Genomic DNA, 23,441 nt, shown 5'->3' with positions numbered 1-23,441 from the left:
CGGCGGCTCAGGACCAGCGGCCGGTGCGCGCCAGCAGGACCGCCGTCGCCGCCGTGCCGGCGGTGGAGGTGCGCAGGACCGAGGAGCCCAGCCGGTGGGGGTGGGCTCCGGCCTCCGCGAAGACGGCCAGCTCCTCCGGGGAGACTCCGCCCTCCGGGCCGACGACCAGGACGATGGATCCGCCGGCCGGGAGTTCGGCCGTGGCCAGCGCCTCCGAGGGGGTGTCCCGGTCCTCGTGGAGGACCATCGCCAGGTCGGCCCCGGCCAGCAGCGCCGCGACCTGCTTGGTGGACATGGCCTCCGCCACCTCGGGGAAGCGGACCCGGCGGGACTGCTTGCCCGCCTCCCGGGCCGTGGCCCGCCACTTGGCCAGGGACTTGGCACCGCGGTCGCCGCGCCACTGGGTGATGCAGCGCGAGGCCTGCCAGGGGACGATGGCGTCCACGCCGGTCTCGGTCATGGTCTCGACGGCGAGCTCGCCGCGGTCGCCCTTGGGCAGGGCCTGGACGACGGTGATCCGGACGGCCGGTTCCGGCTCCTCCTCGATCGAGTGCAGGTCCATGACGACCAGCCGGTCCTTGCCCTCGGCGGCCTTGACCACGCCCTCCGTCCAGTGGCCGCGCCCGTCGGTCAGGACCACGTCCTCACCGGGGTTCAGCCGCTTCACGGACACCGCGTGCCGGCCTTCGGGGCCGTCGAGCACGAACTCCGGCCCCGCGGGGACCTCTTCGACCACGAACACGGGGGCGGTCATGACGTACTCCTGTCGTTCGTCGACTTCAACGCGGACCGGGCCTCGGCCAGTTCGGCCGCCAGCACCTCCACCAGCTCCCCCGCCGGCAGCGCCCGGGCCAGCCGGTGCCCCTGGCCCGCCCACAGGGCCATGCCCTGCGGGTCCCCGGCCGCGGCGGCCGCCTTGCGCAGGCCGGCGGTCATGTGGTGGATCTGCGGGTACGCGGCGGGGGCGTACGGCCCGTGCTCCCGCATGAACCGGTTCACCAGGCCCCGGGCCGGCCGTCCCGAGAACGCCCTGGTCAGCTCGGTGTGGGGGAACAGGGGGTCTGTCAGCGCCTGCTTGTGCAGGGGGTGCGCGCCCGATTCGGGGCAGGGCAGGAACGCGGTGCCGAGCTGCGCCGCCTCCGCTCCCGCCGCCAGCAGCGCCGCGATCTGCGAGCCGCGCATCAGGCCGCCCGCCGCGATGATCGGAAGGTCCACCGCCTCCCGTACCTGGGCCACCAGCGCGAGCAGGCCCACGCCCGCCGTGCCGTCCGTCTGCGGGTCGTCGCGGTGGGTGCCCTGGTGGCCGCCGGCCTCCACGCCCTGGACGCACAGGGCGTCGGCGCCCGCGGCCCGGGCGGTGCGCGCCTCGTCGACCGAGGTGACCGTGACGACGGAGTACGTACCGGCCTGGCGCAGGGCGGCGAGGACCGCGGGCGCGGGGCAGCCGAAGGTGAACGAGACCACGGGGACCGGGTCTTCGAGGAGGATGGCGAGCTTGGCGTCGTAGCCGTCGTCGATGGTGCCGATGATGTCCTCGTCGGCCAGGGACAGCTCGTACCAGCTGGCCTCGCCGGCCAGCTGCCCGCGGTACGCCTCCACGGCGGCCTGGTCCACGTACCCGGTCTGCGGCATGAAGAGGTTCACGCCGAACGGGCGCCGGGTGAGCGCACGCAGTTGTTTGATCTCCTGGTACATGCCGTCGGCGGTCTTGTAGCCGCCGGCCAGGAAGCCCAGGGCGCCCGCCTCGCAGACGGCGGCGGCGAGCGGCGGGCAGGAGGCGCCGCCCGCCATGGGAGCCTGCACGATCGGGTGGGGGGAGAGACCGTACGGTGCGGAGGACATGGACTGCATCGTGCCATGTCCCGCTCAGCGGGCTAAATCACGGCATTCGCCTGGCATAGTCCGCTTCCCCTGCGGCGTCCGGATCGATGCGGCGAGCCCGGTCCGGGGCATCCCCGGACCGGGCTCGTACGTGTGCCGGCAGGCCGGTCAGCGGCCGTTGAAGGCGTCCTTCAGGCGGCTGAACAGGCCCTGCTGACCCGGCGCGAACTGACCCATGGGCCGCTCCTCGCCGCGCAGCTTGGCGAGCTGGCGCAGCAGCTCCTCCTGCTGGGCGTCCAGCTTGCCGGGGGTGGTGACCTCGACGTGGACGATCAGGTCGCCGCGGCCGCCGCCGCGCAGGTGCGTGACGCCGCGCCCGTGCAGCGGGATCGACTGGCCGGACCCGGTGCCGGGGCGGATGTCGATCTCCTCCATGCCGTCCAGGGTCTCCAGCGGGCATTTGGTGCCCAGGGCCGCGGCCGTCATGGGGATGGTCACCGTGCAGTGCAGGTCGTCCCCGCGCCGCTGGAAGGTCGGGTGCGACAGCTCGTGGATCTCCACGTACAGGTCGCCGGCGGGGCCGCCGCCGGGGCCGACCTCGCCCTCGCCCGCGAGCTGGATCCGGGTGCCGTTCTCGACGCCGGCCGGGATCTTGACCGTGAGGCTGCGGCGGGAGCGGACCCGGCCGTCGCCCGCGCACTCGTGGCACGGGGTCGGGACCACGGTGCCGAAGCCCTGGCACTGGGGGCAGGGGCGCGAGGTCATGACCTGGCCCAGGAAGGACCGGGTGACCTGCGACACCTCACCGCGACCACGGCACATGTCACACGTCTGCGCCGAGGTGCCGGGGGCGGCGCCCTCGCCGGAGCAGGTGGTGCAGACGACGGCCGTGTCGACCTGGATGTCCTTGGTCGTGCCGAAGGCGGCCTCGTCCAGCTCCAGGTCGAGGCGGATCATGGCGTCCTGGCCGCGGCGGGTCCGCGAGCGCGGTCCGCGCTGCGAGGCCTGGCCGAAGAAGGCGTCCATGATGTCGGAGAAGTTTCCGAAGCCGCCCGCACCGAAGCCGCCCGCGCCCGCGCCGCCGCCCGATGAGGACAGCGGGTCGCCGCCGAGGTCGTAGACCTGCTTCTTCTGCGGGTCCGAGAGCACCTCGTACGCCGCGTTGATCTCCTTGAAGCGCTCCTGCGTCTTCGGGTCCGGATTCACGTCCGGGTGGAGTTCACGCGCGAGGCGGCGGAAGGCCTTCTTGATCTCGTCCTGGGATGCGTCGCGGCGCACGCCGAGAACGGCGTAGTAGTCCGTGGCCACTTACGACTCCGCCAGGATCTGTCCGACGTAACGTGCCACTGCGCGTACCGCTCCCATCGTTCCGGGGTAGTCCATGCGGGTCGGTCCGACCACGCCGAGTTTGGCGACTGTCTCGCCGCCCGAACCGTAGCCGACCGAGACGACGGACGTGGAGTTCAGTCCCTCGTAGGCATTCTCATGCCCGATCCGTACGGCCATTCCCGACTCGTTGGCCTCGCCCAGCAGCTTGAGGAGCACGACCTGCTCCTCCAGCGCTTCGAGCACCGGCCTGATCGTCAGGGGAAAATCGTGTCCGAAGCGCGTGAGATTGGCGGTTCCGCCGATCATCAGCCGCTCCTCGGCCTCCTCGACCAGCGTCTCGAGCAGGGTCGAGAGCACGGTCGACACCGTGCCGCGGTCCTCCGGTTCGAAGGACTCCGGCAGGTCCTGCACCAGCTGCGGCACGTCGGTGAACCGGCGCCCGACGACCCGGCTGTTGAGCCGCGCCCGCAGATCGGCGAGCGAGGTCTCGCCGAACGGCGTCTGGCAGTCGACGAGCCGCTGCTCGACCCGGCCCGTGTCGGTGATCAGCACGAGCATGAGCCGGGCCGGAGCCAGCGACAGCAGCTCGACGTGCCGGACCGTGGACCGGGTCAGGCTCGGGTACTGGACGACCGCGACCTGCCGCGTGAGCTGCGCGAGCAGCCGCACGGTGCGGCCGACGACGTCGTCGAGGTCGACGGCGCCGTCGAGGAAGTTCTGGATGGCCCGGCGCTCGGGCGTCGACAGCGGTTTGACCCCCGCCAGCCTGTCGACGAAGAGCCGGTAGCCCTTGTCCGTGGGGATCCGGCCGGCGCTGGTGTGGGGCTGGGCGATGTAGCCCTCGTCCTCCAGCACGGCCATGTCGTTGCGCACGGTGGCGGGCGAGACGCCGAGCCGGTGCCGCTCGGTGAGCGCCTTGGAGCCGACCGGCTCCTCCGTCCCGACGTAGTCCTGGACGATGGCGCGCAGCACCTCGAGTCTGCGTTCGCTGAGCATCGCGCACACCTCCAGCTGGTCGTCGTCGCGTGTCGTGGTCGGTTTGATCTGCTTCGTTGGCACTCCGGGCGTTCGAGTGCCAGAGATCCCCCGGCCAGTGTACGGCCGGGTAGTCAGCCCCTGGCAAGGGCGGCCCGCCAAGGTAGCGTCGCGGCATGGACGTGCGTTGGGAAGAGGCGGGCTGGGAGCGGCTGACCGGGCGGACCGGACGGCGACGGCTCCCGGTGTGGGATTGCACGGTGGGACTGGTGGTGGGGGACGAGTCGGTGCTCCTGATCGATCCGGGCTCGTGCGTGCGCGAAGGGGCGCAGCTGCGGGCCGAGGCGGAGCGGCTGACCGGCCGGCGCGTGACGCATATCGCATTCACGCACGGCCATTTCGATCACGTACTGGGCGTCGCGGCGTTCGCCGGGGCGGAGGTGTACGGAGCCGTCGGGCTGGACGCGGAGCTGTCGGCGGGCCGGGAGGAGCTGCGCGCCGGCGCGGTCGCGCACGGGCTCGCGGAGGCCGAGGCCGCCGAGGCGGTGGACCTGCTGGTGGTGCCGCGCCACTCCGTGTCGGGCGAATGGACGCTGGAGCTGGGCGGGGTGCAGGCGCTGCTGGCCAACGTCGGGCCCGGCCATTCCCCGTACGACCTGGCGGTGTTCGTGCCGGGCGAGCGCGAGACGGTGTTCTGCGGGGACCTGGTCGAGGAGTCGGGGGAGCCCCAGGCGGGCAGCGACGCGCTGCCGGCGCGCTGGCCGGCGGCGATCGACCGGCTGCTGTCGCTGGGCGGGGACGACGCACTGTACGTGCCGGGTCACGGAGCGGTGGTCTCCGCGGACTTCCTCCGTGAGCAACGCGACACACTCGCACGGCGGTTCGGCGTGTCGGGCCCGTGAGCCCGCGCTCTCTCCTACTCTCGGCCGGATGCGCGAGTACTCCCCCGACCTGACCCCGCAGTGGAAGCGCCCCAAGCCGGTGCCGGAGGTGCCGGCGGACACCGACCTCGTGGTCGAGGTGGCGGGTACGGACTTCTGCGGCGCGGTGGTGGCCTGCGAGGCGGGCACGGTGACCCTGGAGGACCGCTTCGGCAAGCGGCGGGTGTTCCCGCTGGAGCCGCGGGGGTTCCTGCTGGAGGGCGCCGTGGTGACCCTGACCCGCCCCTCACGGGCGCCCGCGGCCCCCTTGCGTACGGCATCGGGCTCGGTCGCCGTCCCGGGGGCGCGCGCCCGCGTGGCGCGCGCCGGGCGGATCTACGTGGAGGGCCGGCACGACGCGGAACTGGTGGAGCGGGTCTGGGGTGACGACCTGCGGATCGAGGGCGTGGTGGTGGAGTACCTGGAGGGCGTCGACGACCTCCCCGCGGTGGTCGCGGACTTCGCCCCGACGGCCGACGCCCGCCTCGGCGTCCTGGTGGACCACCTGGTCCCGGGTTCGAAGGAGTCCCGCATCGCGGCGTCGGTGACCTCGTCGGACGTCCTGGTCGTCGGCCACCCGTACGTGGACGTCTGGCAGGCGGTGAAGCCGTCCGCGCTGGGCATCGCCGCGTGGCCGGTGATCCCGCCGGGCCAGGACTGGAAGACGGGCGTCTGCAGGGCGCTGGGCTGGCCGCAGAACACCGGCGCCGCCTGGCAGCACGTCCTGTCCCGCGTGAGGTCCTACAAGGACCTGGAGCCGGTCCTGCTGGGGCGGGTGGAGGAGCTGATCGACTTCGTCACGGGCTAGGTCGTCTCTTTCGGATCCTTTGCCGGGCGGCGCGGGCCGGGCAAGATCCGCAAGAGACGGCCCGGCCGCGGCGGAGCGCGTACGGATTCACTCCTCCGAGGGGTCAGTCCACCAGGTCGCGGACCACCGCGTCGGCCAGGAGGCGGCCGCGGAGGGTCAGCACGGCGCGGCCCGCCTCGTACGGGGCGGCTTCCAGGAGGCCGTCGGCGAGGGCGCGGCGGGAGGCCGCGAGGCCGGCCGGGGCCAGCAGGGACAGCGGGACGCCGTCCACCAGGCGGAGCTCCAGCAGGATCCGCTCCACCCGGCGGTCCTCCTCGGAGAGGAGTTCGCGGCCGGCGCCCGGGGAGCGGCCCTCCGCGAGGGCGGCGGCGTAGGCGCCCGGGTGCTTCACGTTCCACCAGCGGACCCCGCCGACGTGCGAGTGGGCGCCGGGGCCGGCGCCCCACCAGTCGGCGCCGCGCCAGTACAGCTCGTTGTGCAGGCAGCGGCCCGCCTCCGAGGTGGCCCAGTTCGAGACCTCGTACCAGTCGTACCCGGCCTCGGCCATCACCGAGTCCGCGATCAGGTACCGGTCGGCGTGCACGTCGTCGTCCGTCATCGGGACCTCGCCCCGCCGGATCCGCCGTGCCAGCTGAGTGCCCTCCTCCACGATCAGCGCGTACGCGCTGATGTGGTCCGGGCCGGCCCCGAGCGCGGCGGCCAGGGACGCGCGCCAGTCCTCGTCGGTCTCCCCCGGCGTGCCGTAGATCAGGTCCAGGTTCACGTGGTCGAAGCCCGCCGCGCGCGCCTCCGCGACGCACGCCTCCGGCCGGCCCGGGGTGTGCGTGCGGTCGAGCACCTTCAGGACGTGCTGCTTCGCGCTCTGCATGCCGAAGGAGACCCGGTTGAAGCCGCCCGCCCGCAGCTCCGCCAGGTACTCCGGGTTCACCGACTCCGGATTGGCCTCCGTGGTGACCTCGGCGTCCTCGGCGAGCCCGAACTCGTCCCGGATCGCCGCGAGCATCCGTACGAGGTCCGCGGCGGGCAGCAGCGTGGGCGTGCCGCCGCCCACGAACACCGTCCGCACGGCCCGCGGGTCGTCGCCGAGCACCTTGCGGGCGAGGCGGACCTCGTCGATCAGGGTGTCGGCGTAGTTCTCCCGGGAGGCGAGCACGCCGCCGGTGCCGCGCAGCTCGGTCGCGGTGTACGTGTTGAAGTCGCAGTACCCGCACCGCGTGGCGCAGTACGGGACGTGCAGGTAGAACCCGAGCGGCCGGTCCCCGGCACCCGCCAGGGCATGCGACGGCAGCGAGCCGTCTTCGGGCATGGGTTCACCGTCGGGCAGTGCGGAAGGCATGCCCCCATTGTCCCGCACCCGGCCGGGGGCCCGGCCGCTCACGCCGCCCCCGGGCCCCTCGTACCGCCCGCGCCGCCGCCCGTGGCCGCGCTACGCCTCGCGCGAGCCCTCGTACATCTCGTCGATCAGGTGCTTGAACTCACGCTCGACGGCCGGCCGCTTCAGCTTGAGGCTGGGCGTGAGGTCGCCGTGCTCCACGTCGAGGTCGCGGGGCAGGATCCGGAACTTCTTGACCGTCTGCCAGCGCTGGAGGCCCTCGTTCAGCGTCTGGACGTACGTCTCGACCAGCCGGTTCGTCTCCGCCGCGGCCAGGACCTCGGCGTACGTCCTGCCCTCCAGGCCGTTCTCGGCGGCCCAGCCCATGATCGACGGCTCGTCGAGCGCGACCAGGGCGGCGCAGAAGTTCCGGTCCGCACCGTGCACGACGATGCTCGACACGTACGGGCAGATCGCCTTGAACCGCCCCTCGATCTCGGCGGGCGCGACGTACTTCCCGTTCGAGGTCTTGATCAGGTCCTTCTTGCGGTCCGTGATGCGCAGGTAGCCGTCGGGCGAGAGCTCGCCGATGTCGCCCGTGTGCAGCCAGCCGTCCTCCTCCAGCACCTCGGCGGTCTTCTCGGGCTGCAGGTGGTAGCCCTGCATGATGCCGGGGCCGCGCAGCAGGATCTCGCCGTCGTCGGCGATGCGGACCTCGGTGCCGGGGAGCGGCTTGCCGACGGTGCCGGTGCGGTAGGCCTCGCCGGGGTTGACGAAGGAGGCCGCGCTGGACTCGGTGAGGCCGTAGCCCTCGAGGATGTTGATGCCGGCGCCGGCGAAGAAGTAGCCGATCTCGGGGGCGAGCGCGGAGGCGCCGGAGACGGCGGCGCGCAGCCGGCCGCCGAAGGCCTCGCGGAGCTTGGAGTAGACGAGCGCGTCGGCGATCTTGTGCTTGGTGGCGAGGCCGAAGGGGACCGCGGGGCTGCCGGTGCGGCGGTGGTTGTCCTGGGTGGTCTTGGCGTACTCGCGGGCGACGCCGACCGACCACTGGAAGATCTTGTACTTGGCGCCGCCGCCGGCCCGGGCCTTGGCGGCGACCCCGTTGTAGACCTTCTCGAAGATGCGGGGGACGGCCGCCATGTAGGTGGGCTGGACGACCGGCAGGTTCTCGATGATCTTGTCGATGCGGCCGTCGACGGCGGTGACGTGCCCGACCTCGATCTGTCCGGAGGTCAGGACCTTGCCGAAGACGTGCGCGAGCGGCAGCCACAGGTACTGGACGTCGGTGCTGGAGATCATGCCGGTGGCGACGGTGGCCTTGGCCATGTACGACCAGTTGTCGTGCGGGAGCCGTACGCCCTTGGGACGGCCGGTGGTGCCCGAGGTGTAGATGAGGGTGGCGAGCTGGTCGGCGGTGATGGCCGCGATCCGCTCCTTGACCGCCTCGGGGTGCTTGGCGAGGTACTCCCGGCCGCGCGCCTCCAGGTCGGCGAGGGAGAGCACCCAGCCTTCCGGATCGTCCGCGGCCGGTACCGCGTCGGCGGCCTCCACGACCACCACGTGGGCGAGCTCGGGCAGGTCGGCGCGGCGCTCGCGGGCCTTGGCGAGCTGGGAGGCGTCCTCGGCGATCAGCACGCGGCTGGCCGAGTCGGAGAGGATGAACGCCGATTCCTCGGCGTTGGTGCTGGGGTAGATCGTGGTCACCGCGCCGCCGGCGCACATGACGCCGAGGTCCGAGAGGATCCACTCGACGCGGGTGTTGGAGGCGAGCGCGACCCGGTCCTCGGGCTGCAGGCCCAGCTCCAGCAGGCCGGCGGCGATGCCGAAGACCCGCTCGGCCGCCTGTCCCCAGCTCAGCGACTTCCAGTCGTCGGGGCCGCTGCCGCCGGCCGCGGGCACCGGGAACCGGTAGGCCTCGGCGTTCGGCGTGGCGGCGACACGCTCAAGGAAGAGGGCCGCCACGGTGGGCGGGCGGTTCTCGATCAAGGTCTGTGTGTCGCTCACGGACGTCCTCCGGACCACGCGGCAGGGCGTGTTATTCAGGGGCTTGTAACTGGCGAGTAACCATCGAGCAGTGATCAGACTAGGTGGCCACCGGCCGGGACGTAAGAGTCCGCGAGCGGCCGATTCATAACGAAACAAGCCCCCGTGCATCGGCACGGGGGCTTGTTTCGCACGACGCCGGTCGCGGCGGCTACTTCTTCTTGCCGCCGGACTCGTCGCTGGAGAGAACGGCGATGAAGGCCTCCTGGGGCACCTCCACCGAGCCGACCATCTTCATGCGCTTCTTGCCTTCCTTCTGCTTCTCCAGCAGCTTCCGCTTACGGGAGATGTCACCGCCGTAGCACTTGGCGAGGACGTCCTTGCGGATGGCGCGGATGGTCTCGCGGGCGATGACGCGCGAGCCGACGGCCGCCTGGATCGGCACCTCGAAGGCCTGCCGGGGGATGAGCTCGCGCAGCTTGGCGACGAGCCGCACGCCGTACGCGTACGCGGCGTCCTTGTGGGTGACGGCGGAGAAGGCGTCGACCTTGTCGCCGTGCAGCAGGATGTCGACCTTGACCAGGCTGCCCGACTGCTCGCCGGTGGGCTCGTAGTCGAGGGAGGCGTAACCGCGGGTCTTGGACTTCAGCTGGTCGAAGAAGTCGAAGACGATCTCCGCGAGGGGGAGGGTGTAGCGGATCTCCACCCGGTCCTCGGAGAGGTAGTCCATGCCGAGCAGCGTGCCGCGGCGGGTCTGGCAGAGCTCCATGATCGCGCCGATGAACTCGGTGGGCGCCAGCACGGTGGCCCGGACGACCGGCTCGAACACGTCCGAGATCTTGCCCTCGGGGAACTCGCTCGGGTTGGTGACCGTGACCTCCTTGCCGTCCTCCATGACGACGCGGTAGACCACGTTCGGCGCGGTGGCGATCAGGTCGAGGCCGAACTCGCGCTCCAGGCGCTCGCGGACCACGTCCAGGTGGAGCAGGCCGAGGAAGCCGACGCGGAAGCCGAAGCCCAGCGCCGCCGAGGTCTCCGGCTCGTAGACGAGCGCGGCGTCGTTGAGCTGGAGCTTGTCCAGGGCCTCGCGCAGGTCGGGGTACTCGGAGCCGTCGAGCGGGTACAGGCCCGAGAAGACCATCGGCTTCGGGTCCTTGTAGCCGCCGAGGGCCTCGGTCGCACCGTTGTGCAGGCTGGTGATCGTGTCACCGACCTTGGACTGACGGACGTCCTTCACGCCGGTGATGATGTAGCCCACCTCGCCGACGCCGATGCCGTCGGCCGGGGTCATCTCCGGGGAGGAGACACCGATCTCCAGCAGCTCGTGGGTGGCGCCGGTGGACATCATCCGGATGCGCTCGCGCTTGTTGAGCTGGCCGTCGACCACACGGACGTACGTCACGACACCGCGGTAGGAGTCGTAGACCGAGTCGAAGATCATCGCGCGGGCGGGGGCGTCCTTGACGCCGACCGGGGCCGGGACGGTGGCGACGACCTTGTCGAGCAGGGCGTCCACGCCGAGGCCGGTCTTCGCGGAGACCCGCAGGACGTCCTCGGGCTGGCAGCCGACCAGGTTCGCGAGCTCCTCGGCGAACTTCTCCGGCTGGGCGGCCGGCAGGTCGATCTTGTTCAGGACGGGGACGATCGCGAGGTCGTTCTCCATCGCCAGGTACAGGTTGGCGAGGGTCTGGGCCTCGATGCCCTGTGCGGCGTCCACGAGGAGGACCGTGCCCTCGCAGGCAGCGAGGGAGCGCGAGACCTCGTACGTGAAGTCGACGTGCCCGGGGGTGTCGATCATGTTGAGGATGTGCGTCTTGCCCTGGCCCTCGCCCACGGTGGGCGCCCAGGGCAGTCGGACCGCCTGGGACTTGATCGTGATGCCGCGCTCACGCTCGATGTCCATGCGGTCGAGGTACTGGGCGCGCATCTGCCGCTGGTCGACGACGCCGGTGAGCTGGAGCATCCGGTCGGCGAGCGTCGACTTGCCGTGGTCGATGTGCGCGATGATGCAGAAATTGCGGATCAGCGCCGGGTCGGTACGGCTCGGCTCGGGCACGTGGCTGGGGATCGCGGGCACGCAGTGTCCTGATTCTCGGGTCGCAGTCGGAAGCGTTTCCGGCTCTCGTCGGATCTGTACGCAGGCTCCCATGGTCCCATGGACGGGGCGATGCGCTCGGTTTGGGCCGGTCGGAGCGCGCCTGGTAGCCTGGGCAGCTGTGTCTCGTATGCCCTCTCAGCTGTCGGGACACAATCCGAAGATCAAACTCTGAACCTGAAAAGGCTCTTTCGTGGCGAACATCAAGTCCCAGATCAAGCGGAACAAGACGAACGAGAAGGCGCGCCTGCGCAACAAGGCCGTCAAGTCTTCGCTCAAGACCGCGATCCGCAAGGCCCGCGAGGCCGTCCTCGCCGGTGACGTCGAGAAGGCCACCGTGGCTTCTCGCGCCGCCGCGCGTGCGCTCGACAAGGCTGTCTCGAAGGGTGTCATCCACAAGAACGCCGCCGCCAACAAGAAGTCGGCGCTGGCCACCAAGGTTGCCTCCCTCCAGGGCTGAGCTCTGATGTGATCGCCGGAACGGACCCAGCGGGCCCTCTCTCCCGCTCCTGACCGGCACCCCGCGCCGCACACGAAGCGTTCGCCACGCGGGTGCGGCGCAACAAGAAGTAACGAAGGCCCCGAGAGCCACCCTTCCCCAGGGCGGCCCCCGGGGCCTTCGCCTTGCCCGGAGGGTCTGCCGGCCGGCGGCCGGCGAGCCGCTGCCGGGTCACCGGCGACGGGACGGTTACCGGCGCTGGGGGCGGCCGGTTACCGGCGCTGGGGACGGGCCGCCCGGGCCACGGCCACGACCGCCTTCTCCAGGGCGTACTCCGGGTCGTCGCCGCCGCCCTTGACCCCGGCATCGGCCGCGGCGACGGCGCGCAGGGCGTCCGCGACACCGTCCGCCGACCAGCCCCGCATCTGCTGACGGACCCGGTCGATCTTCCAGGGCGGCATCCCCAGGTCCCGGGCGAGGTCGCCCGGACGGGCGCCGCGCGGGGCGGAGGCCAGCTTGCCGATGGCCCGCACCGCCTGCGCGAGCGCGCTGGTGATCAGCACCGGCGCCACCCCCGTGGACAGCGACCACCGCAGGGCTTCGAGGGCTTCCGCCGCCCGGCCCTCGACCGCCCGGTCGGCGACCGTGAAGCTGGAGGCCTCGGCCCGGCCCGTGTAGTACCGGCCGACCACGGACTCGTCGATCGTGCCCTCGACGTCCGCGCACAGCTGCGCGGCCGCGCTCGCGAGCTCCCGCAGATCGCTCCCGATGGCGTCGACCAGCGTCTGGCACGCCTCCGGGGTCGCCGACCGGCCCAGCGTGCGGAACTCTCCCCGCACGAACGCCAGCCGGTCCGCGGCCTTCGTCATCTTCGGGCAGGCGACCTCCCGGGCCCCGGCCTTGCGGGCCGCGTCCAGCAGCCCCTTGCCCTTGACCCCGCCCGCGTGGAGGAGCACGAGGGTGATCTCCTCGAACGGCGCCGCGAGGTACGCCTTGACCTCCTTGACCGTGTCGGCGGAGAGGTCCTGCGCATTGCGTACGACCAGCACCTTGCGCTCGGAGAAGAGCGAGGGACTGGTGAGCTCGGCGAGCGTGCCGGGCTGGAGCTGCTCCGGTGCGAGGTCGCGCACGTCCGTATCGGCGTCGACGGCCCGGGCGGCCGCCACCACCTCCCGTACGGCGCGGTCGAGCAGCAGGTCCTCCTGCCCCACCGCGAGGGTGAGCGGGGCGAGCGGATCGTCGGTGGAGTTCTTCCTGGTGGCCATCGCGTCCAGCATCCCACGCCGCACTGACAGCCCCCCGCACCGCGGCCTCCCCCGCCGCATCCCGGAGAATGGCCCGGTGAACGTGCGACATGTACTGGTGCTGCCCGACCGCGACGCCGCCGAGGAGGTGGCCCAGGAGGCCGTGGACCGCTTCGGCCTCCCCGAGGAGCCGCAGCTGTTCCGCGACGCCCTCGCCGGCGAGGACGACGCCGAGGACGCCCAGTGGCTGGTGGTCGTCGAAGACCCGCAGGAACGGCTCGACGCCACGGTGCTGGACGGCCTCGCGGCCGAGTACGAGGGCTGGCTGGAAACCCCGTAGCCGCGCCGGCCCTCCGGGCGGCCGGCGCTACTTCGCGGGCACGCCTAGGCCTTGTGCACGATCTGGACGTCGAGCACCACTTCCACGCTCGAGCCGATCGCCGCTATCCCTTGAGCCAGTACGGACTGCCAGTTGAGGCTGAAGTCCTCGCGGTGCAGTTCGGCGGTCGCCCGGCAGGCCGCGCGCGGCTCGCCCTCCAACCCGGTGCCGAGACCCAGGTACTCGGTGTCCAGGGTCACCGAGCGGCTGGCCCCGTGCAGGGTCAGGGCGCCCGCGACGGCCCAGCGGCTGCCGCTGCGGTGGATGAACCGCTCGCTGTAGAACTCGACCGTCGGGTACCGGGCCGCGTCCAGGAAGTCGGCGGACCGCAGGTGGTCGTCCCGCATCCGCATGCCGGTGTCGATGCTCGCCGCGTCGATGATCACGTGCATGGAGGAGTCCTCCATGCGGTCGGCTATCCGCACCCCGCCGGCGAAGGTGTTGAACCGGCCGCGGATCCGGGCGAAGCCGATGTGCTGCGCGGTGAAGGCGATGGACGAATGCGCCGGGTCGAGCTCCCAGTGGCCCGGCGCCGGCAGCAGCGGCGGTTCCACGGCGTCGAGCACGATCTCCCCGGTGCCGGGCTGCGCCGGGTCCCCCACCAGCGTCGCCCCGTGGAACGGCGCGTAGCCCTCGGCGGTGACGGTGAGCCGGTACTCGCCCTCCGGCACGGCCGCGGTGAACCCGCCGTACGGATCGGTCTCGCCGCTGACGATGCGCCGCCCGATCGGGTCGGTCACTTCGAACCTGGCCTGTCTGACCGGCTGGTGAACCGTGTCGAGGACACGACAGCTGAGCAGCCGCGCCGTATGAGGCAGCGTCAGCGTCGCGGATGTGTCCTGACCGCCGCTTCCGCCCGTCTCCATCCCCCTTCTGCGACCGAACATGGTTGATGCACCCCCGTGCTGTGTGGACTTGTACCGCTCTGGCGAAGACGCATTCGATCATGCTGTCGGGTTGCGGGCAAACGGAAAGGCGGTGTCCGGTATGCCCGTGTCGGCGCCGTCGGCGACCCGAGGGGAACGCCCGCATCCCCGGACCGCTCCCGGCCACGGCGATCGAACCGTCGGTATCGGTGCGCAGCACGGTCGCGCCCATGGCCCGCAGCCGCGCGAGAGTGCCCGGTGCCGGGTGCCCGTAGCGGTTGCCCGCACCGACGGGGACCAGCGCGAGCCGGGGCCGGATCCGGTCCTGGAGGCCGGGGTCCTGGTGGGCGGAACCGTGGTGGGCGACCTTGAGGACATCGACCGGACCCAGGTCCGGACGGGACCTCAAAAGGGCTTCCTGCGAAGGCGGTTCGAGATCGCCGAGCAGCAGCAGGGTCAGGCCCGCGCTGCGGACCAGCAGGGCGACGCTGGCGTCGTTGGGCCCCTCCGGCCGCGGCCCGTCGGGCGAGGGCCACAGCACCTGCCACTCCAGCGGCCCGGTCCGCCGCCGCTCGCCCGCCGCGGCCGCCACGACGGGTACGCGCGCGGCCGCCGCGGTCCGCCGGACGAACTCGGCCTGAGCGGCCGGCTCCTCCAGCGTGGTGGTCTGAATCACACCCACGGACCGGCCCCGCAGCACCCCGGACAGGCCGCCGACGTGGTCGGCGTGAAAGTGCGTCAGCAGGAGCAGCGGCACCCGGCTCACCCCCAGGGCGCGCAGGCACGCGTCCACCGGGCCCGCTTGCGGACCGGCGTCCACCACGACGGCCGTGCCCGGGCCGACGGCGAGTACGGCGGCGTCGCCCTGCCCCACCGCGCACTGCACGTAGCTCCAGTCGGGCGGCGGCCAGCGGGTGAGCGTACGGGTCAGCTGCGGCGGCCGCAGTACGGCCAGGAGCAGCAGTACGGCCAGCGCGGAGCACACCCACGGCCGGTGCCTGATCCGCGCGCCGAGCCCCACGACGGCCAGGGTGGCGCCGGCCAGCAGCAGCCCCCCGGTGAGCCCGCCCGGCCAGGCCAGCTCCGCGCCCGGCAGCCGCGCCCCGACGCGGGCCACGCCGGCGATCCACCCGGCCGGCACCCCGGCGCACCGGGCCAGCAGCTCGGCGACGGGCATGCACACCGGCGCCGCCGCGAGCGTCGCGAAGCCGAGCACGGTGGCCGGGCCCGCAGCGAGCTCGGCGAGCAGGTTGCAGGGCACCGCCACCAGGCTCACCCGGGCCGAGAGCACGGCGACCACGGGCGCGCACACCGCCTGGGCGGCAGCGGCGGCGGCGAGCGCCTCGGCGATCCGGGGCCGCGTCCCGCGCCGCCGCAGCGCTTCGCTCCAGCGCGGGCCGAGCGTCAGCAGGGATCCGGTGGCCAGGACCGAGAGCAGGAAGCCGGGGCTGCGGGCGAGCCACGGATCGCAGAGCACCAGCAGCAGGACGGCCGCCGCCAGCGCGGGCACCAGGGACCTGCGCCGCCCGGTGGCGATGGCCAGGAGGGTGATCGCCCCGCAGACCGCGGCCCGCAGCACGCTCGGATCCGGTCGGCACACCACCACGAAGGCCGCGGTCAGCGCCGCCCCGCACAGGGCCGTCGCCCGCAGGGACAGCCCGAGGCGGGGTGCCAGGCCGCCCCGCTCGGCCCGCTGCGCGGCGGCGGGCGGGCCGATGAGCAGGAACAGCACCACGGTCAGGTTCGACCCGGACACGGCCAGCAGATGCAGCAGGTCGGTCGCCCGGAACGCCTCGTCGAGGTCGGGCGGCACCCGGGAGGTGTCCCCGACGACCAGCCCCGGCAGCAGGGCCCGGGCGTCCGGGGCGAGTCCCCCGGTGGCCTCGCGCAGCCCCGCCCGCAGCTTCCCGGCGATCCGCTGGACGGTGTCGGGCCCGCCGGTCACCCGCGGCGGGGTGTCCCCCGCGGGCCGCAGCACCGCCACGGCCCGCTCCCCGGCCCGCCCCGGGGCCAGCCTCGCGACGACCGCGACCCGGGTGGAGGGCTGCAGCCGGGCCCACTGCGGATGCCCGGCCAGCACCCGTACGGGGGTCTCGACCCGGGTCTGCGTTCCGTCGGGCCCGGTCACCCGGGTCAGCACCGCGTCCAGGACGACCACGGGCGGCCCGCTCCCCCCGCGGGCCGACCGCGGATCGGAGCCGACGGTGAGCTCGGCGAGGACCCGGGCCTGCTCCCCCGCGAGCCCCACGACCGGCCCGGCCCGCTCCTCGGCCCGCTGCAGCCCCGCCACCCCGGCCCCGGCGGCGGCGCAGAGCAGGACGGCGGCCGCGGCCGGGCCGATCCGCCACAGCGACTCGGGGCGGCTGCAGGCGGCCAGGAGCAGCAGCCCCGCGCCGAGGACCCCGAGCCCGGCCGCGGCGGCGGTCCGGCCGACCGGCGCGTCGAGGGCGAGGGCGGCCGACGCCCAGGCGGCCAGCGCCGGTACGACCAGGCGCAGATCGACCGGGCCCGGCTCCTCCGGGCGCCTCACGGCCGGACCAGCTTGCGCAGATCGGCGAACCGCCGCTCGCCGATGCCGTCGACCTGCCGGAGCTCCTCCACCGAGCGGAAGCCGCCGCGGGCGGTCCGGAACTCCACGATGTGCTGCGCCAGCACCGGGCCGACCCCGGGCAGGCCGTCGAGCTGCTCCACGGTGGCCGTGCCGAGGCTCAAAGGCCCGGCAGCGCCACCGCCGCCGGCGCCCGGGACGGTCCCGGACCCCGGCCCGCCCGGGGCGGGCTGCGCCGGGGCGCCGACCACCACCTGCTCGCCGTCGACCAGCACCCGGGCCCGGTTGAGCCCGCTCGTGTCCGCACCGGGCCGCACTCCCCCGGCGGCGGCCAGCGCGTCCTCGACCCGCGCCCCGGCGGGCAGCCGCCGTACGCCGGGATCGCGCACCTTGCCGCTGACGTCCACCACGATCCGCGCGCCTTCGCCTCCGCCCGCGGCGGCGGGCCCGCGGCTCGGCCCCGGGGCCGTCGCCGGGGCGACCACCTGGGGCGCGGTCACCGGCTGCGGCCGGGCGGTCCAGAACTGCTGCGCCCCGAAGGCGACGGCGGCGGCCAGCACCACCCCCACGGCGGCCACCGTGCGCGGCTCCACCGCGCACCGGGCCTGGAGCCACACCGGCAGCCGCTCCCGCACGGCGAGCCGCAGCGCGGCTCCCCCGGAGAGCCCGGCTCCCGCGGACGGCGGGCCCTCCCCGCCCGGCGGGGTCCCGCCGGGGGTCCCGCCGGGCGGCGGATCGGCCACGGACCGGATCCCGGGCCCCGCGCTCGGCGCCACCCCCGGTGGCGGGGACGGCGGCGCGCCGGCGTCGAGCGGCGGCCCGCCACCGGGCTCAGGGCCGGCCGCGGGCGCACGGCCTCCACCGGGCACAGGACCGTCCCCGGGCGCAGGGCCGCCGCCCAGCAGGGCTTCGGCCCGGCGGCGCACCGCGGCGGGTTCGGGACGGTCGGGACGGTGTGGACGCGGGCGCCCCCCGCGATGGCGCAGCCTCCCGTCAGAGAGACGGGACCGGCCGGGACCGCTGGTGGCTCCGGAGGAGGGCGAGGTACGTGTGCGAAGAGTCATGGCACGACGGTAGGGGCCAATCCCGACACCGGTTCGGACTTATCAATTCCGGTGGAAATCCCGGTCGTTGTGGATAACTCCGCCACCCGTTCCGGTGATCAGCGGGGCGAGACGACCGCCGCCAGCAGCCCCGGCCCGGTGTGCGCGCCGATCACCGCGCCGACCTCGCTGACGTGCAGTTCGACCAGGCCGGGGATGCGTTCGCGCAGCCGCTGCGCGAGCTTTTCGGCCCGCTCGGGCGCCGCGAGGTGGTGCACGGCCACGTCGACGCTGCCCGCCCCGGCGCGCTCCACGGCCAGCTCCTCCAGGCGGGCGATGGCCTTGGACGCCGTGCGCACCTTCTCCAGCATCTCGATCCTCCCGCCCTGCAGGGTGAGCAGCGGCTTGACGGCGAGGGCGGAGCCCAGGAGGGCCTGGGCCGCCCCGATGCGGCCGCCGCGGCGCAGGTAGTCGAGGGTGTCGACGTAGAAGTACGCGGACATGTCCGCGGCCCGCTTCTCGGCGGCGGCCACCGCCTCGTCGACGGAACCGCCGGCTTCGGACACCTCTGCCGCGGCGAGGGCGCAGAACCCGAGGGCCATCGCCACCATGCCGGTGTCCACGACCCGGACGGGCACGGGGGCCGTCTTGGCGGCGACGACGGCGGCGTCGTAGGTGCCGGAGAACTCGGCGGACAGGTGCAGGCTGACGATGCCGGTCGCGCCGGCCTCCGCGGCCGCCTGGTAGGCCCGTACGAACTCCTCCGGGCTGGGGCGGGAGGTGGTGACCGGGCGGCGCTTCTGCAGCGCCAGGGCGAGGCTGCGGGCCGAGATCTCGGTGCCCTCTTCGAGGGCCTCGTCGCCGAGGACCACGGTCAGCGGGACGGAGGTGATTCCGTGCCGCGTCATGGCCGGTTGGGGCAGGTAGGCCGTGGAATCGGTGACGATCGCGACATGGCGGGACATGAGCCGGAGGTTACCGCCCGTGGGGGCTCGACGGCAGCCCGACCCCTGGTCGGAGGGACGGGAGGGGTGCCGGCTCGCCGCTGCCCGGAAGGGTCGAGCGCCTCAGGTCGTCGTTTCCGGCCGCGGCGCCTTCTGCCACGGGTAGCCGGTCTGCGGGGGCGTCGGGTTCAGGGCCGCCGGGGGCTCCGGAGCCCGCCCGGCGGACCCGGTCGAGCCCGTACGCGCTGCGGATCCCGCGGGCGGCTGCTGCGCGTCCCAGGCCGCGGCCGCCGCGGCCAGGTCGTCCACCGACTCCCGGGACCAGTCCCGCAGCGCCCCGGATTCGACCTCGATCTGCGCCGACAGCGACGACAGCTCGTCCTCCGCGAAGCGCCGCGCCCGGTCGCGGGCGGCCCAGCGCAGCGAATCCGCCGCCTCCGTGATCTTGGCGGTCCGCTCCCTCAGCTCGGGCAGCATCGCGCCGATCCGTGCCCGGTCCGGCTCCTGCTCCAGCCGCTTCAGCTCGTCGTCCAGCTCGTAACCGTGCGCGCTCAGCCGCTCGAACAGCCCGATCGACTCCTTCAGCGAGGCGTCCGCCTGAACCCCCTGGTACAGCGCCTGCTGCGTGGCCCGCATCGACGTCCGCAGGTCGAGCCGCAGCTGCGCGAGCGCCCCCGCCACGCCGACCTGCCCGAAGCTCTTCGCCTTCAGCGCCGTGTCCTCCACGGTCCGGCGGGCCTGCGTGATCGTGCGGTCCACGCCGCGCTTCGCCGCCCCGACCGCCTTCACGGTGGCCCAGGCACCCAGTCCCAGGAAGGCGAACAGCACCAACAGGGCAAAGATGATGATCAACGCGCCGGCCTCCATGAGAGGCTCCCTTCCCCTGCCGTCTCCGTCCCCTCCACCGTAAACGCCACGGGCAGGCCGGGGGTTCCAATCGGACCCCCAACCTGCCCGTACGGGACAACCCCTAGACCATGGTCACCCGGGGTTACACGTCACACGTAGCACGTCACACTTCACACGTCTCACGACGCACGACGCACGTCACACGACGATGTTCACCAGCTTCGGAGCGCGCACGATCACCTTGCGGATCTCGGCCCCGCCCAGCGCCGCCACGACCGCCTCGTCACCCAGCGCCAGCTGCTCCAGGTCGCCCTCGGAGATCGCCGGCGGCACCTCCAGACGGGCCTTGACCTTGCCCTTGATCTGCACGACGCAGGTGACGCTCTCGTCCACGACGTACGCCGGGTCCGCCACCGGGAAGTCCTGGTGGACCACCGAGGCGGTGTGGCCCAGGCGGTGCCACAGCTCCTCCGCGATGTGCGGGGCCAGCGGGGCGATCAGCAGGACCAGCCGCTCCGCGACCGAGCGCTCCAGCGGACGGCCGGCCTTCGTCAGGAAGTTGTTCAGCTCGGTGATCTTCGCGATGGCCGTGTTGAAGCGCAGCCCCGCCATGTCCGCGCCCGCCCCGTCGATCGCCTTGTGCAGCGCTCGCAGGGTGTCCTCGCCCGGCTCGCCGTCCACGACGGTGACCGCGCCGGACTCCTCGTCCACGATGTTGCGCCACAGGCGCTGCAGCAGCCGGTACTGGCCCACCACGGCCCGGGTGTCCCACGGACGCGAGACGTCCAGCGGGCCCATCGCCATCTCGTACAGGCGCAGGGTGTCCGCGCCGTACTCCTCGCAGATCTCGTCCGGCGTGACGGCGTTCTTCAGGGACTTGCCCATCTTGCCGTGCTCGCGCTTGACCGGCTCGCCCTGGAAGAACCAGCCGCCGTCGCGCTCCTCGACCTCGGCCGCCGGGACGTACACACCGCGCGCGTCGGTGTAGGCGTACGCCTGGATCATGCCCTGGTTGAACAGCTTGTGGAACGGCTCGGCCGACGACACGTGGCCCAGGTCGAACAGCACCTTGGACCAGAAGCGCGCGTACAGCAGGTGCAGCACCGCGTGCTCGGCGCCGCCCACGTACAGGTCGACGCCGCCGTGCGGCGCGCCCTCGCGCGGACCCATCCAGTACTGCTCGATCTCCGGGTCGACCAGCGCCGAGGCGTTGTTCGGGTCCAGGTAGCGCAGCTCGTACCAGCAGGAACCGGCCCAGTTGGGCATGGTGTTGGTCTCGCGCCGGTAGGAGCGCACCCCGCGCCCGTCGCCCAGGTCCAGCTCGACGTTGACCCACTCTTCGTTGCGCGACAGCGGGGTCTCCGGCTTCGAGGCCGCGTCGTCCGGCTCGAAGGTGCGCGGCGAGTAGTCCTCGACCTCGGGCAGTTCCAGCGGCAGCATCGAGGCGGGCAGCGGGTGCGCGACGCCGTCCTCGTCGTAGACGATCGGGAAGGGCTCGCCCCAGTAGCGCTGGCGGCTGAACAGCCAGTCGCGCAGCCGGAAGTTGACCGTCCCCTCGCCGATGCCCCGCTCGGCCAGCCAGGCCGTGATGGCGGCCTTAGCCTCGACGACGCCCAGGCCGTCCAGGGAGACGCCCTCGCCGGTCGAGTTCACGATGGTGCCGTCGTACGAGGAGAAGGCGTCCTCCCACTCCGCCGGGTCGGCGTCGCGGTCGTCCGAGGGCTCCACGACGCAGCGCATCGGCAGCTCGAAGGCGCGCGCGAACTCGAAGTCGCGGCCGTCGTGGGCCGGGACGGCCATGATCGCGCCGGTGCCGTAGCCCATCAGCACGTAGTCCGCGATGAAGACGGGGACCAGGTCGCCGCTGACCGGGTTGACCGCGTACGCGCCGGTGAAGACGCCGGTCTTGTCCTTGGCCTCGGCCTGGCGCTCGACGTCCGACTTCCCGGCGGCCTGCTTGCGGTACGCGTCCACGGCCTCGCCGGGGGTCGCGGCGCCACCGGTCCACAGCTGGTGCGTGCCCTCGGGCCACTCGGCGGGGACGATCTTCTCGACCAGCGCGTGCTCGGGCGCCAGCACCATGTAGGTGGCGCCGAACAGGGTGTCGGGGCGCGTGGTGAACACCGTGATGGCGTCGTCGCCGACGGCGAAGTCGACGCGCGCGCCCTCGCTGCGGCCGATCCAGTTGCGCTGCTGCAGCTTGATGGCCTCGGGCCAGTCCAGCGCGTCCAGGTCGTCGATCAGGCGGTCCGCGTAGGCGGTGATCCGCATGTTCCACTGGCTCAGCTTGGACTTGAAGACCGGGAAGTTGCCGCGCTCGGAGCGGCCGTCCGCGGTGACCTCCTCGTTGGCCAGTACGGTGCCCAGCCCGGGGCACCAGTTGACGGGCGCGTCCGAGGCGTAGGCCAGCCGGTGCTCGTTCAGCACGTCGGCCCGCTCGCCCGCGGTCAGCTCGGCCCAGGAGCGGCCCCCGGGGACCTCACGGGAGCCGTCCTCGAAGGCGGCGACCAGCTCGGCGATCGGGCGCGCCTTGGCCGCGTCCGCGTCGTACCAGGAGTTGTAGATCTGCAGGAAGATCCACTGGGTCCACTTGTAGTAGTCCGGGTCGATCGTCGCGAACGAGCGGCGCTTGTCGTGGCCCAGGCCCAGCCGGCGCAGCTGGACCTTCATGTTCTCGATGTTCGCCTCGGTGGAGACGCGCGGGTGCGTGCCGGTCTGCACGGCGTACTGCTCGGCCGGCAGGCCGAACGCGTCGAAGCCCAGGGTGTGCAGGACGTTGTGGCCGCTCATCCGCTGGTGGCGGGCGAAGACGTCGGTGGCGATGTACCCCAGCGGGTGGCCGACGTGCAGGCCCGCACCGGACGGGTACGGGAACATGTCCATGATGAACTTCTTGGGGCGCGCGACGACCGCCGCGTCGCCCGCCAGGTCACCGGTCGGGTTCGGGGCCTCGTACGTGCCCTGCGCGTCCCATACGTCCTGCCAGCGTGCCTCGATGTCGGCGGCCATGGCAGCCGTGTAACGGTGCGCCTCGGCCGCCTCGGGGGCCGGGGTGTTCGTCTCGCTCATGATTCCTGAAGCTCCATCGATCGTCTCTGCCGTCTCTGCCTGCCCAAACGAAAAAACCCCTCGCACAGGAGGGGACGCCGCGCCGATGCCGACCGTCTCGGAGGGTCGGCACTGATCAGCGCGGCTCGGTAAGCAGAAGGCGTACGGCACGCATGGCGCCAGGGTACCGCAGCGGGTCCGGCGGCCGCTCGACCGTTCCGCACAACGAGAAGAGGGCCACCCGATCCGGGTGGCCCTCTTCTTCACTGTGGAGCTAAGGAGAATTGAACTCCTGACCTCCTGCATGCCATGCAGGCGCTCTACCAACTGAGCTATAGCCCCTTGCTTCTCTGCCGCCGGGCCCCTGCTCGGTTTCCCTTGCCGGTTCCCCCTGGCGACATCGAGAACATTACACGGTCATGGCTCAGGTCCAAAAATCGGTTTCCGGCCGCTCGATTTCGCCCGTTTCGTCCCACGCGCGTGCGACGGCTCCGAGCGCCCGGAGCCGCTCCCGGAGCCCGTCGCTACGCTCTCGCGAACTGGTAGAACCGCTTGAGCGTGCAGTGCTCGTCGAGCAGTCGGCCGTAGATCGGCTCCCCCTCCAGCTCGCGGTACGTCTCGATCGGGTCGCCTTTTATGATCAGCGCCCGCGCGCATTCCTCGCACCAGTACTGGTAGTCGGGGTTGACCGGGTCCATGTCCCGCACGATCGGCGTGCCGTTGTTGCACCAGTCGCACCGCCGCCGGTGTGCACCCATCCGTCAGCGACTCCCTCCCACGTCGGGCCGTCGACTCCCCCTCCGGCGGTCCCGATTCTGCCACGCGGGTGCGGGGCAGG

The 23,441-nt window shown here is 72.8% G+C and carries 18 protein-coding genes, 1 tRNA gene and 1 pseudogene; 4 read left to right on the top strand and 16 right to left on the bottom strand.

Annotated elements, in window-relative coordinates; all coding sequences use genetic code 11:
* Positions 1-7: 7 nt before the first annotated feature.
* The 4 genes from ACFY1T_RS05420 to hrcA all read right to left on the bottom strand — a co-directional run bounded on the left by ACFY1T_RS05420 (position 8) and on the right by hrcA (position 4,146).
* Entirely contained in the window at positions 8-754 is a 747-nt protein-coding gene (locus ACFY1T_RS05420; protein ID WP_390787061.1) for a 16S rRNA (uracil(1498)-N(3))-methyltransferase, read from the bottom strand.
* On the bottom strand, positions 751-1,842 hold the full coding sequence (locus tag ACFY1T_RS05415) for a nitronate monooxygenase (RefSeq protein ID WP_390787060.1): 1,092 nt from the start codon (positions 1,840-1,842) through the stop codon (positions 751-753). The genes ACFY1T_RS05420 and ACFY1T_RS05415 overlap by 4 nt, the downstream gene beginning before the upstream one ends.
* A 147-nt stretch (positions 1,843-1,989) precedes the next feature.
* The gene (gene dnaJ, locus ACFY1T_RS05410) at positions 1,990-3,129 is read right to left on the bottom strand and encodes a molecular chaperone DnaJ (protein ID WP_030862453.1); all 1,140 of its coding nucleotides are present in this window, start codon (positions 3,127-3,129) and stop codon (positions 1,990-1,992) included.
* A complete protein-coding gene (gene hrcA, locus ACFY1T_RS05405; RefSeq protein ID WP_229345436.1) occupies positions 3,130-4,146 on the bottom strand; it encodes a heat-inducible transcriptional repressor HrcA in 1,017 nt (338 codons plus the stop codon).
* A 155-nt stretch (positions 4,147-4,301) separates the two neighbouring features.
* Here hrcA and ACFY1T_RS05400 point away from each other — a divergent pair, with 155 nt between their 5' ends.
* Both ACFY1T_RS05400 and ACFY1T_RS05395 read left to right on the top strand, forming a co-directional pair.
* On the top strand, positions 4,302-5,027 hold the full coding sequence (locus ACFY1T_RS05400) for an MBL fold metallo-hydrolase (RefSeq protein WP_390787059.1): 726 nt from the start codon (positions 4,302-4,304) through the stop codon (positions 5,025-5,027).
* Positions 5,028-5,055: 28 nt separating this feature from the next.
* Positions 5,056-5,853, top strand: coding sequence for a DUF3097 domain-containing protein (locus tag ACFY1T_RS05395; protein WP_390787058.1), 798 nt, complete (start codon positions 5,056-5,058; stop codon positions 5,851-5,853).
* A 103-nt stretch (positions 5,854-5,956) separates the two neighbouring features.
* Here ACFY1T_RS05395 and hemW read toward each other — a convergent pair whose 3' ends face one another.
* From hemW to lepA, 3 genes are all read right to left on the bottom strand, one after another.
* Complete coding sequence (gene hemW, locus ACFY1T_RS05390) at positions 5,957-7,189, bottom strand: radical SAM family heme chaperone HemW (RefSeq protein ID WP_030862442.1); 1,233 nt, start codon at positions 7,187-7,189, stop codon at positions 5,957-5,959.
* A 90-nt stretch (positions 7,190-7,279) separates the two neighbouring features.
* Positions 7,280-9,169 (bottom strand): long-chain fatty acid--CoA ligase, encoded by a 1,890-nt coding sequence (locus ACFY1T_RS05385; RefSeq protein ID WP_030862439.1) that lies wholly within the window; start codon positions 9,167-9,169, stop codon positions 7,280-7,282.
* A gap of 190 nt (positions 9,170-9,359) precedes the next feature.
* Positions 9,360-11,225, bottom strand: coding sequence for a translation elongation factor 4 (lepA, locus tag ACFY1T_RS05380; protein WP_383515664.1), 1,866 nt, complete (start codon positions 11,223-11,225; stop codon positions 9,360-9,362).
* A gap of 211 nt (positions 11,226-11,436) precedes the next feature.
* Here lepA and rpsT point away from each other — a divergent pair, with 211 nt between their 5' ends.
* Entirely contained in the window at positions 11,437-11,703 is a 267-nt protein-coding gene (gene rpsT, locus ACFY1T_RS05375; protein WP_030010251.1) for a 30S ribosomal protein S20, read from the top strand.
* Between the two features lie 251 nt (positions 11,704-11,954).
* On the opposite strand, the gene holA is transcribed toward rpsT, so the two are convergent.
* The gene (gene holA / locus ACFY1T_RS05370; RefSeq protein ID WP_390787057.1) at positions 11,955-12,947 is read right to left on the bottom strand and encodes a DNA polymerase III subunit delta; all 993 of its coding nucleotides are present in this window, start codon (positions 12,945-12,947) and stop codon (positions 11,955-11,957) included.
* Between the two features lie 76 nt (positions 12,948-13,023).
* Between holA and ACFY1T_RS05365 the strand changes: the two genes are divergently transcribed.
* A complete protein-coding gene (locus ACFY1T_RS05365; protein WP_037635347.1) occupies positions 13,024-13,266 on the top strand; it encodes a hypothetical protein in 243 nt (80 codons plus the stop codon).
* 44 nt (positions 13,267-13,310) lie between these two features.
* Here the strand turns inward: ACFY1T_RS05365 and ACFY1T_RS05360 are convergent, their stop codons facing one another.
* The 8 genes and pseudogenes from ACFY1T_RS05360 to ACFY1T_RS05325 all read right to left on the bottom strand — a co-directional run bounded on the left by ACFY1T_RS05360 (position 13,311) and on the right by ACFY1T_RS05325 (position 23,361).
* A complete protein-coding gene (locus ACFY1T_RS05360; protein WP_078860404.1) occupies positions 13,311-14,192 on the bottom strand; it encodes a YceI family protein in 882 nt (293 codons plus the stop codon).
* A gap of 136 nt (positions 14,193-14,328) precedes the next feature.
* Positions 14,329-16,701, bottom strand: a pseudogene (locus tag ACFY1T_RS05355) (ComEC/Rec2 family competence protein); the annotation flags it as partial.
* Positions 16,698-17,462: a helix-hairpin-helix domain-containing protein gene (locus tag ACFY1T_RS05350; protein ID WP_390787056.1), complete on the bottom strand. Its 765-nt coding sequence runs from the start codon at positions 17,460-17,462 to the stop codon at positions 16,698-16,700. The gene ACFY1T_RS05350 and the pseudogene ACFY1T_RS05355, both read right to left, overlap by 4 nt.
* A gap of 419 nt (positions 17,463-17,881) precedes the next feature.
* The gene (locus tag ACFY1T_RS05345) at positions 17,882-18,727 is read right to left on the bottom strand and encodes a DegV family protein (RefSeq protein WP_030862427.1); all 846 of its coding nucleotides are present in this window, start codon (positions 18,725-18,727) and stop codon (positions 17,882-17,884) included.
* A gap of 102 nt (positions 18,728-18,829) precedes the next feature.
* On the bottom strand, positions 18,830-19,573 hold the full coding sequence (locus tag ACFY1T_RS05340) for a hypothetical protein (RefSeq protein ID WP_390787055.1): 744 nt from the start codon (positions 19,571-19,573) through the stop codon (positions 18,830-18,832).
* Positions 19,574-19,753: 180 nt separating this feature from the next.
* The gene (leuS, locus tag ACFY1T_RS05335) at positions 19,754-22,624 is read right to left on the bottom strand and encodes a leucine--tRNA ligase (protein ID WP_390787054.1); all 2,871 of its coding nucleotides are present in this window, start codon (positions 22,622-22,624) and stop codon (positions 19,754-19,756) included.
* A gap of 248 nt (positions 22,625-22,872) precedes the next feature.
* A tRNA-Ala gene (locus tag ACFY1T_RS05330) sits at positions 22,873-22,945 on the bottom strand.
* A 182-nt stretch (positions 22,946-23,127) separates the two neighbouring features.
* A complete protein-coding gene (locus tag ACFY1T_RS05325; protein ID WP_008738908.1) occupies positions 23,128-23,361 on the bottom strand; it encodes a hypothetical protein in 234 nt (77 codons plus the stop codon).
* Positions 23,362-23,441 lie beyond the last annotated feature (80 nt).

It is taken from the genome of Streptomyces sp. NPDC001194 (assembly GCF_042896985.1).
Taxonomy (GTDB): Bacteria; Actinomycetota; Actinomycetes; order Streptomycetales; family Streptomycetaceae; genus Streptomyces.
Note: the sequence above shows the minus strand (reverse complement) of the source record. Positions and strands in the feature narration are given on the sequence as shown.

Bases quoted from the DNA above. Each gene is read 5' to 3' on its own strand.
- ACFY1T_RS05420 (WP_390787061.1), bottom strand. From the start codon at position 754: ATGACCGCCCCCGTGTTCGTGGTCGAAGAGGTCCCCGCGGGGCCGGAG.
- ACFY1T_RS05415 (WP_390787060.1), bottom strand. From the start codon at position 1,842: ATGTCCTCCGCACCGTACGGTCTCTCCCCCCACCCGATCGTGCAGGCT.
- hrcA (WP_229345436.1), bottom strand. From the start codon at position 4,146: ATGCTCAGCGAACGCAGACTCGAGGTGCTGCGCGCCATCGTCCAGGAC.
- ACFY1T_RS05400 (WP_390787059.1), top strand. From the start codon at position 4,302: ATGGACGTGCGTTGGGAAGAGGCGGGCTGGGAGCGGCTGACCGGGCGG.
- ACFY1T_RS05395 (WP_390787058.1), top strand. From the start codon at position 5,056: ATGCGCGAGTACTCCCCCGACCTGACCCCGCAGTGGAAGCGCCCCAAG.
- hemW (WP_030862442.1), bottom strand. From the start codon at position 7,189: ATGCCTTCCGCACTGCCCGACGGTGAACCCATGCCCGAAGACGGCTCG.
- holA (WP_390787057.1), bottom strand. From the start codon at position 12,947: ATGGCCACCAGGAAGAACTCCACCGACGATCCGCTCGCCCCGCTCACC.
- ACFY1T_RS05360 (WP_078860404.1), bottom strand. From the start codon at position 14,192: ATGTTCGGTCGCAGAAGGGGGATGGAGACGGGCGGAAGCGGCGGTCAG.
- ACFY1T_RS05345 (WP_030862427.1), bottom strand. From the start codon at position 18,727: ATGTCCCGCCATGTCGCGATCGTCACCGATTCCACGGCCTACCTGCCC.
- ACFY1T_RS05340 (WP_390787055.1), bottom strand. From the start codon at position 19,573: ATGGAGGCCGGCGCGTTGATCATCATCTTTGCCCTGTTGGTGCTGTTC.
- leuS (WP_390787054.1), bottom strand. From the start codon at position 22,624: ATGAGCGAGACGAACACCCCGGCCCCCGAGGCGGCCGAGGCGCACCGT.
- ACFY1T_RS05325 (WP_008738908.1), bottom strand. From the start codon at position 23,361: ATGGGTGCACACCGGCGGCGGTGCGACTGGTGCAACAACGGCACGCCG.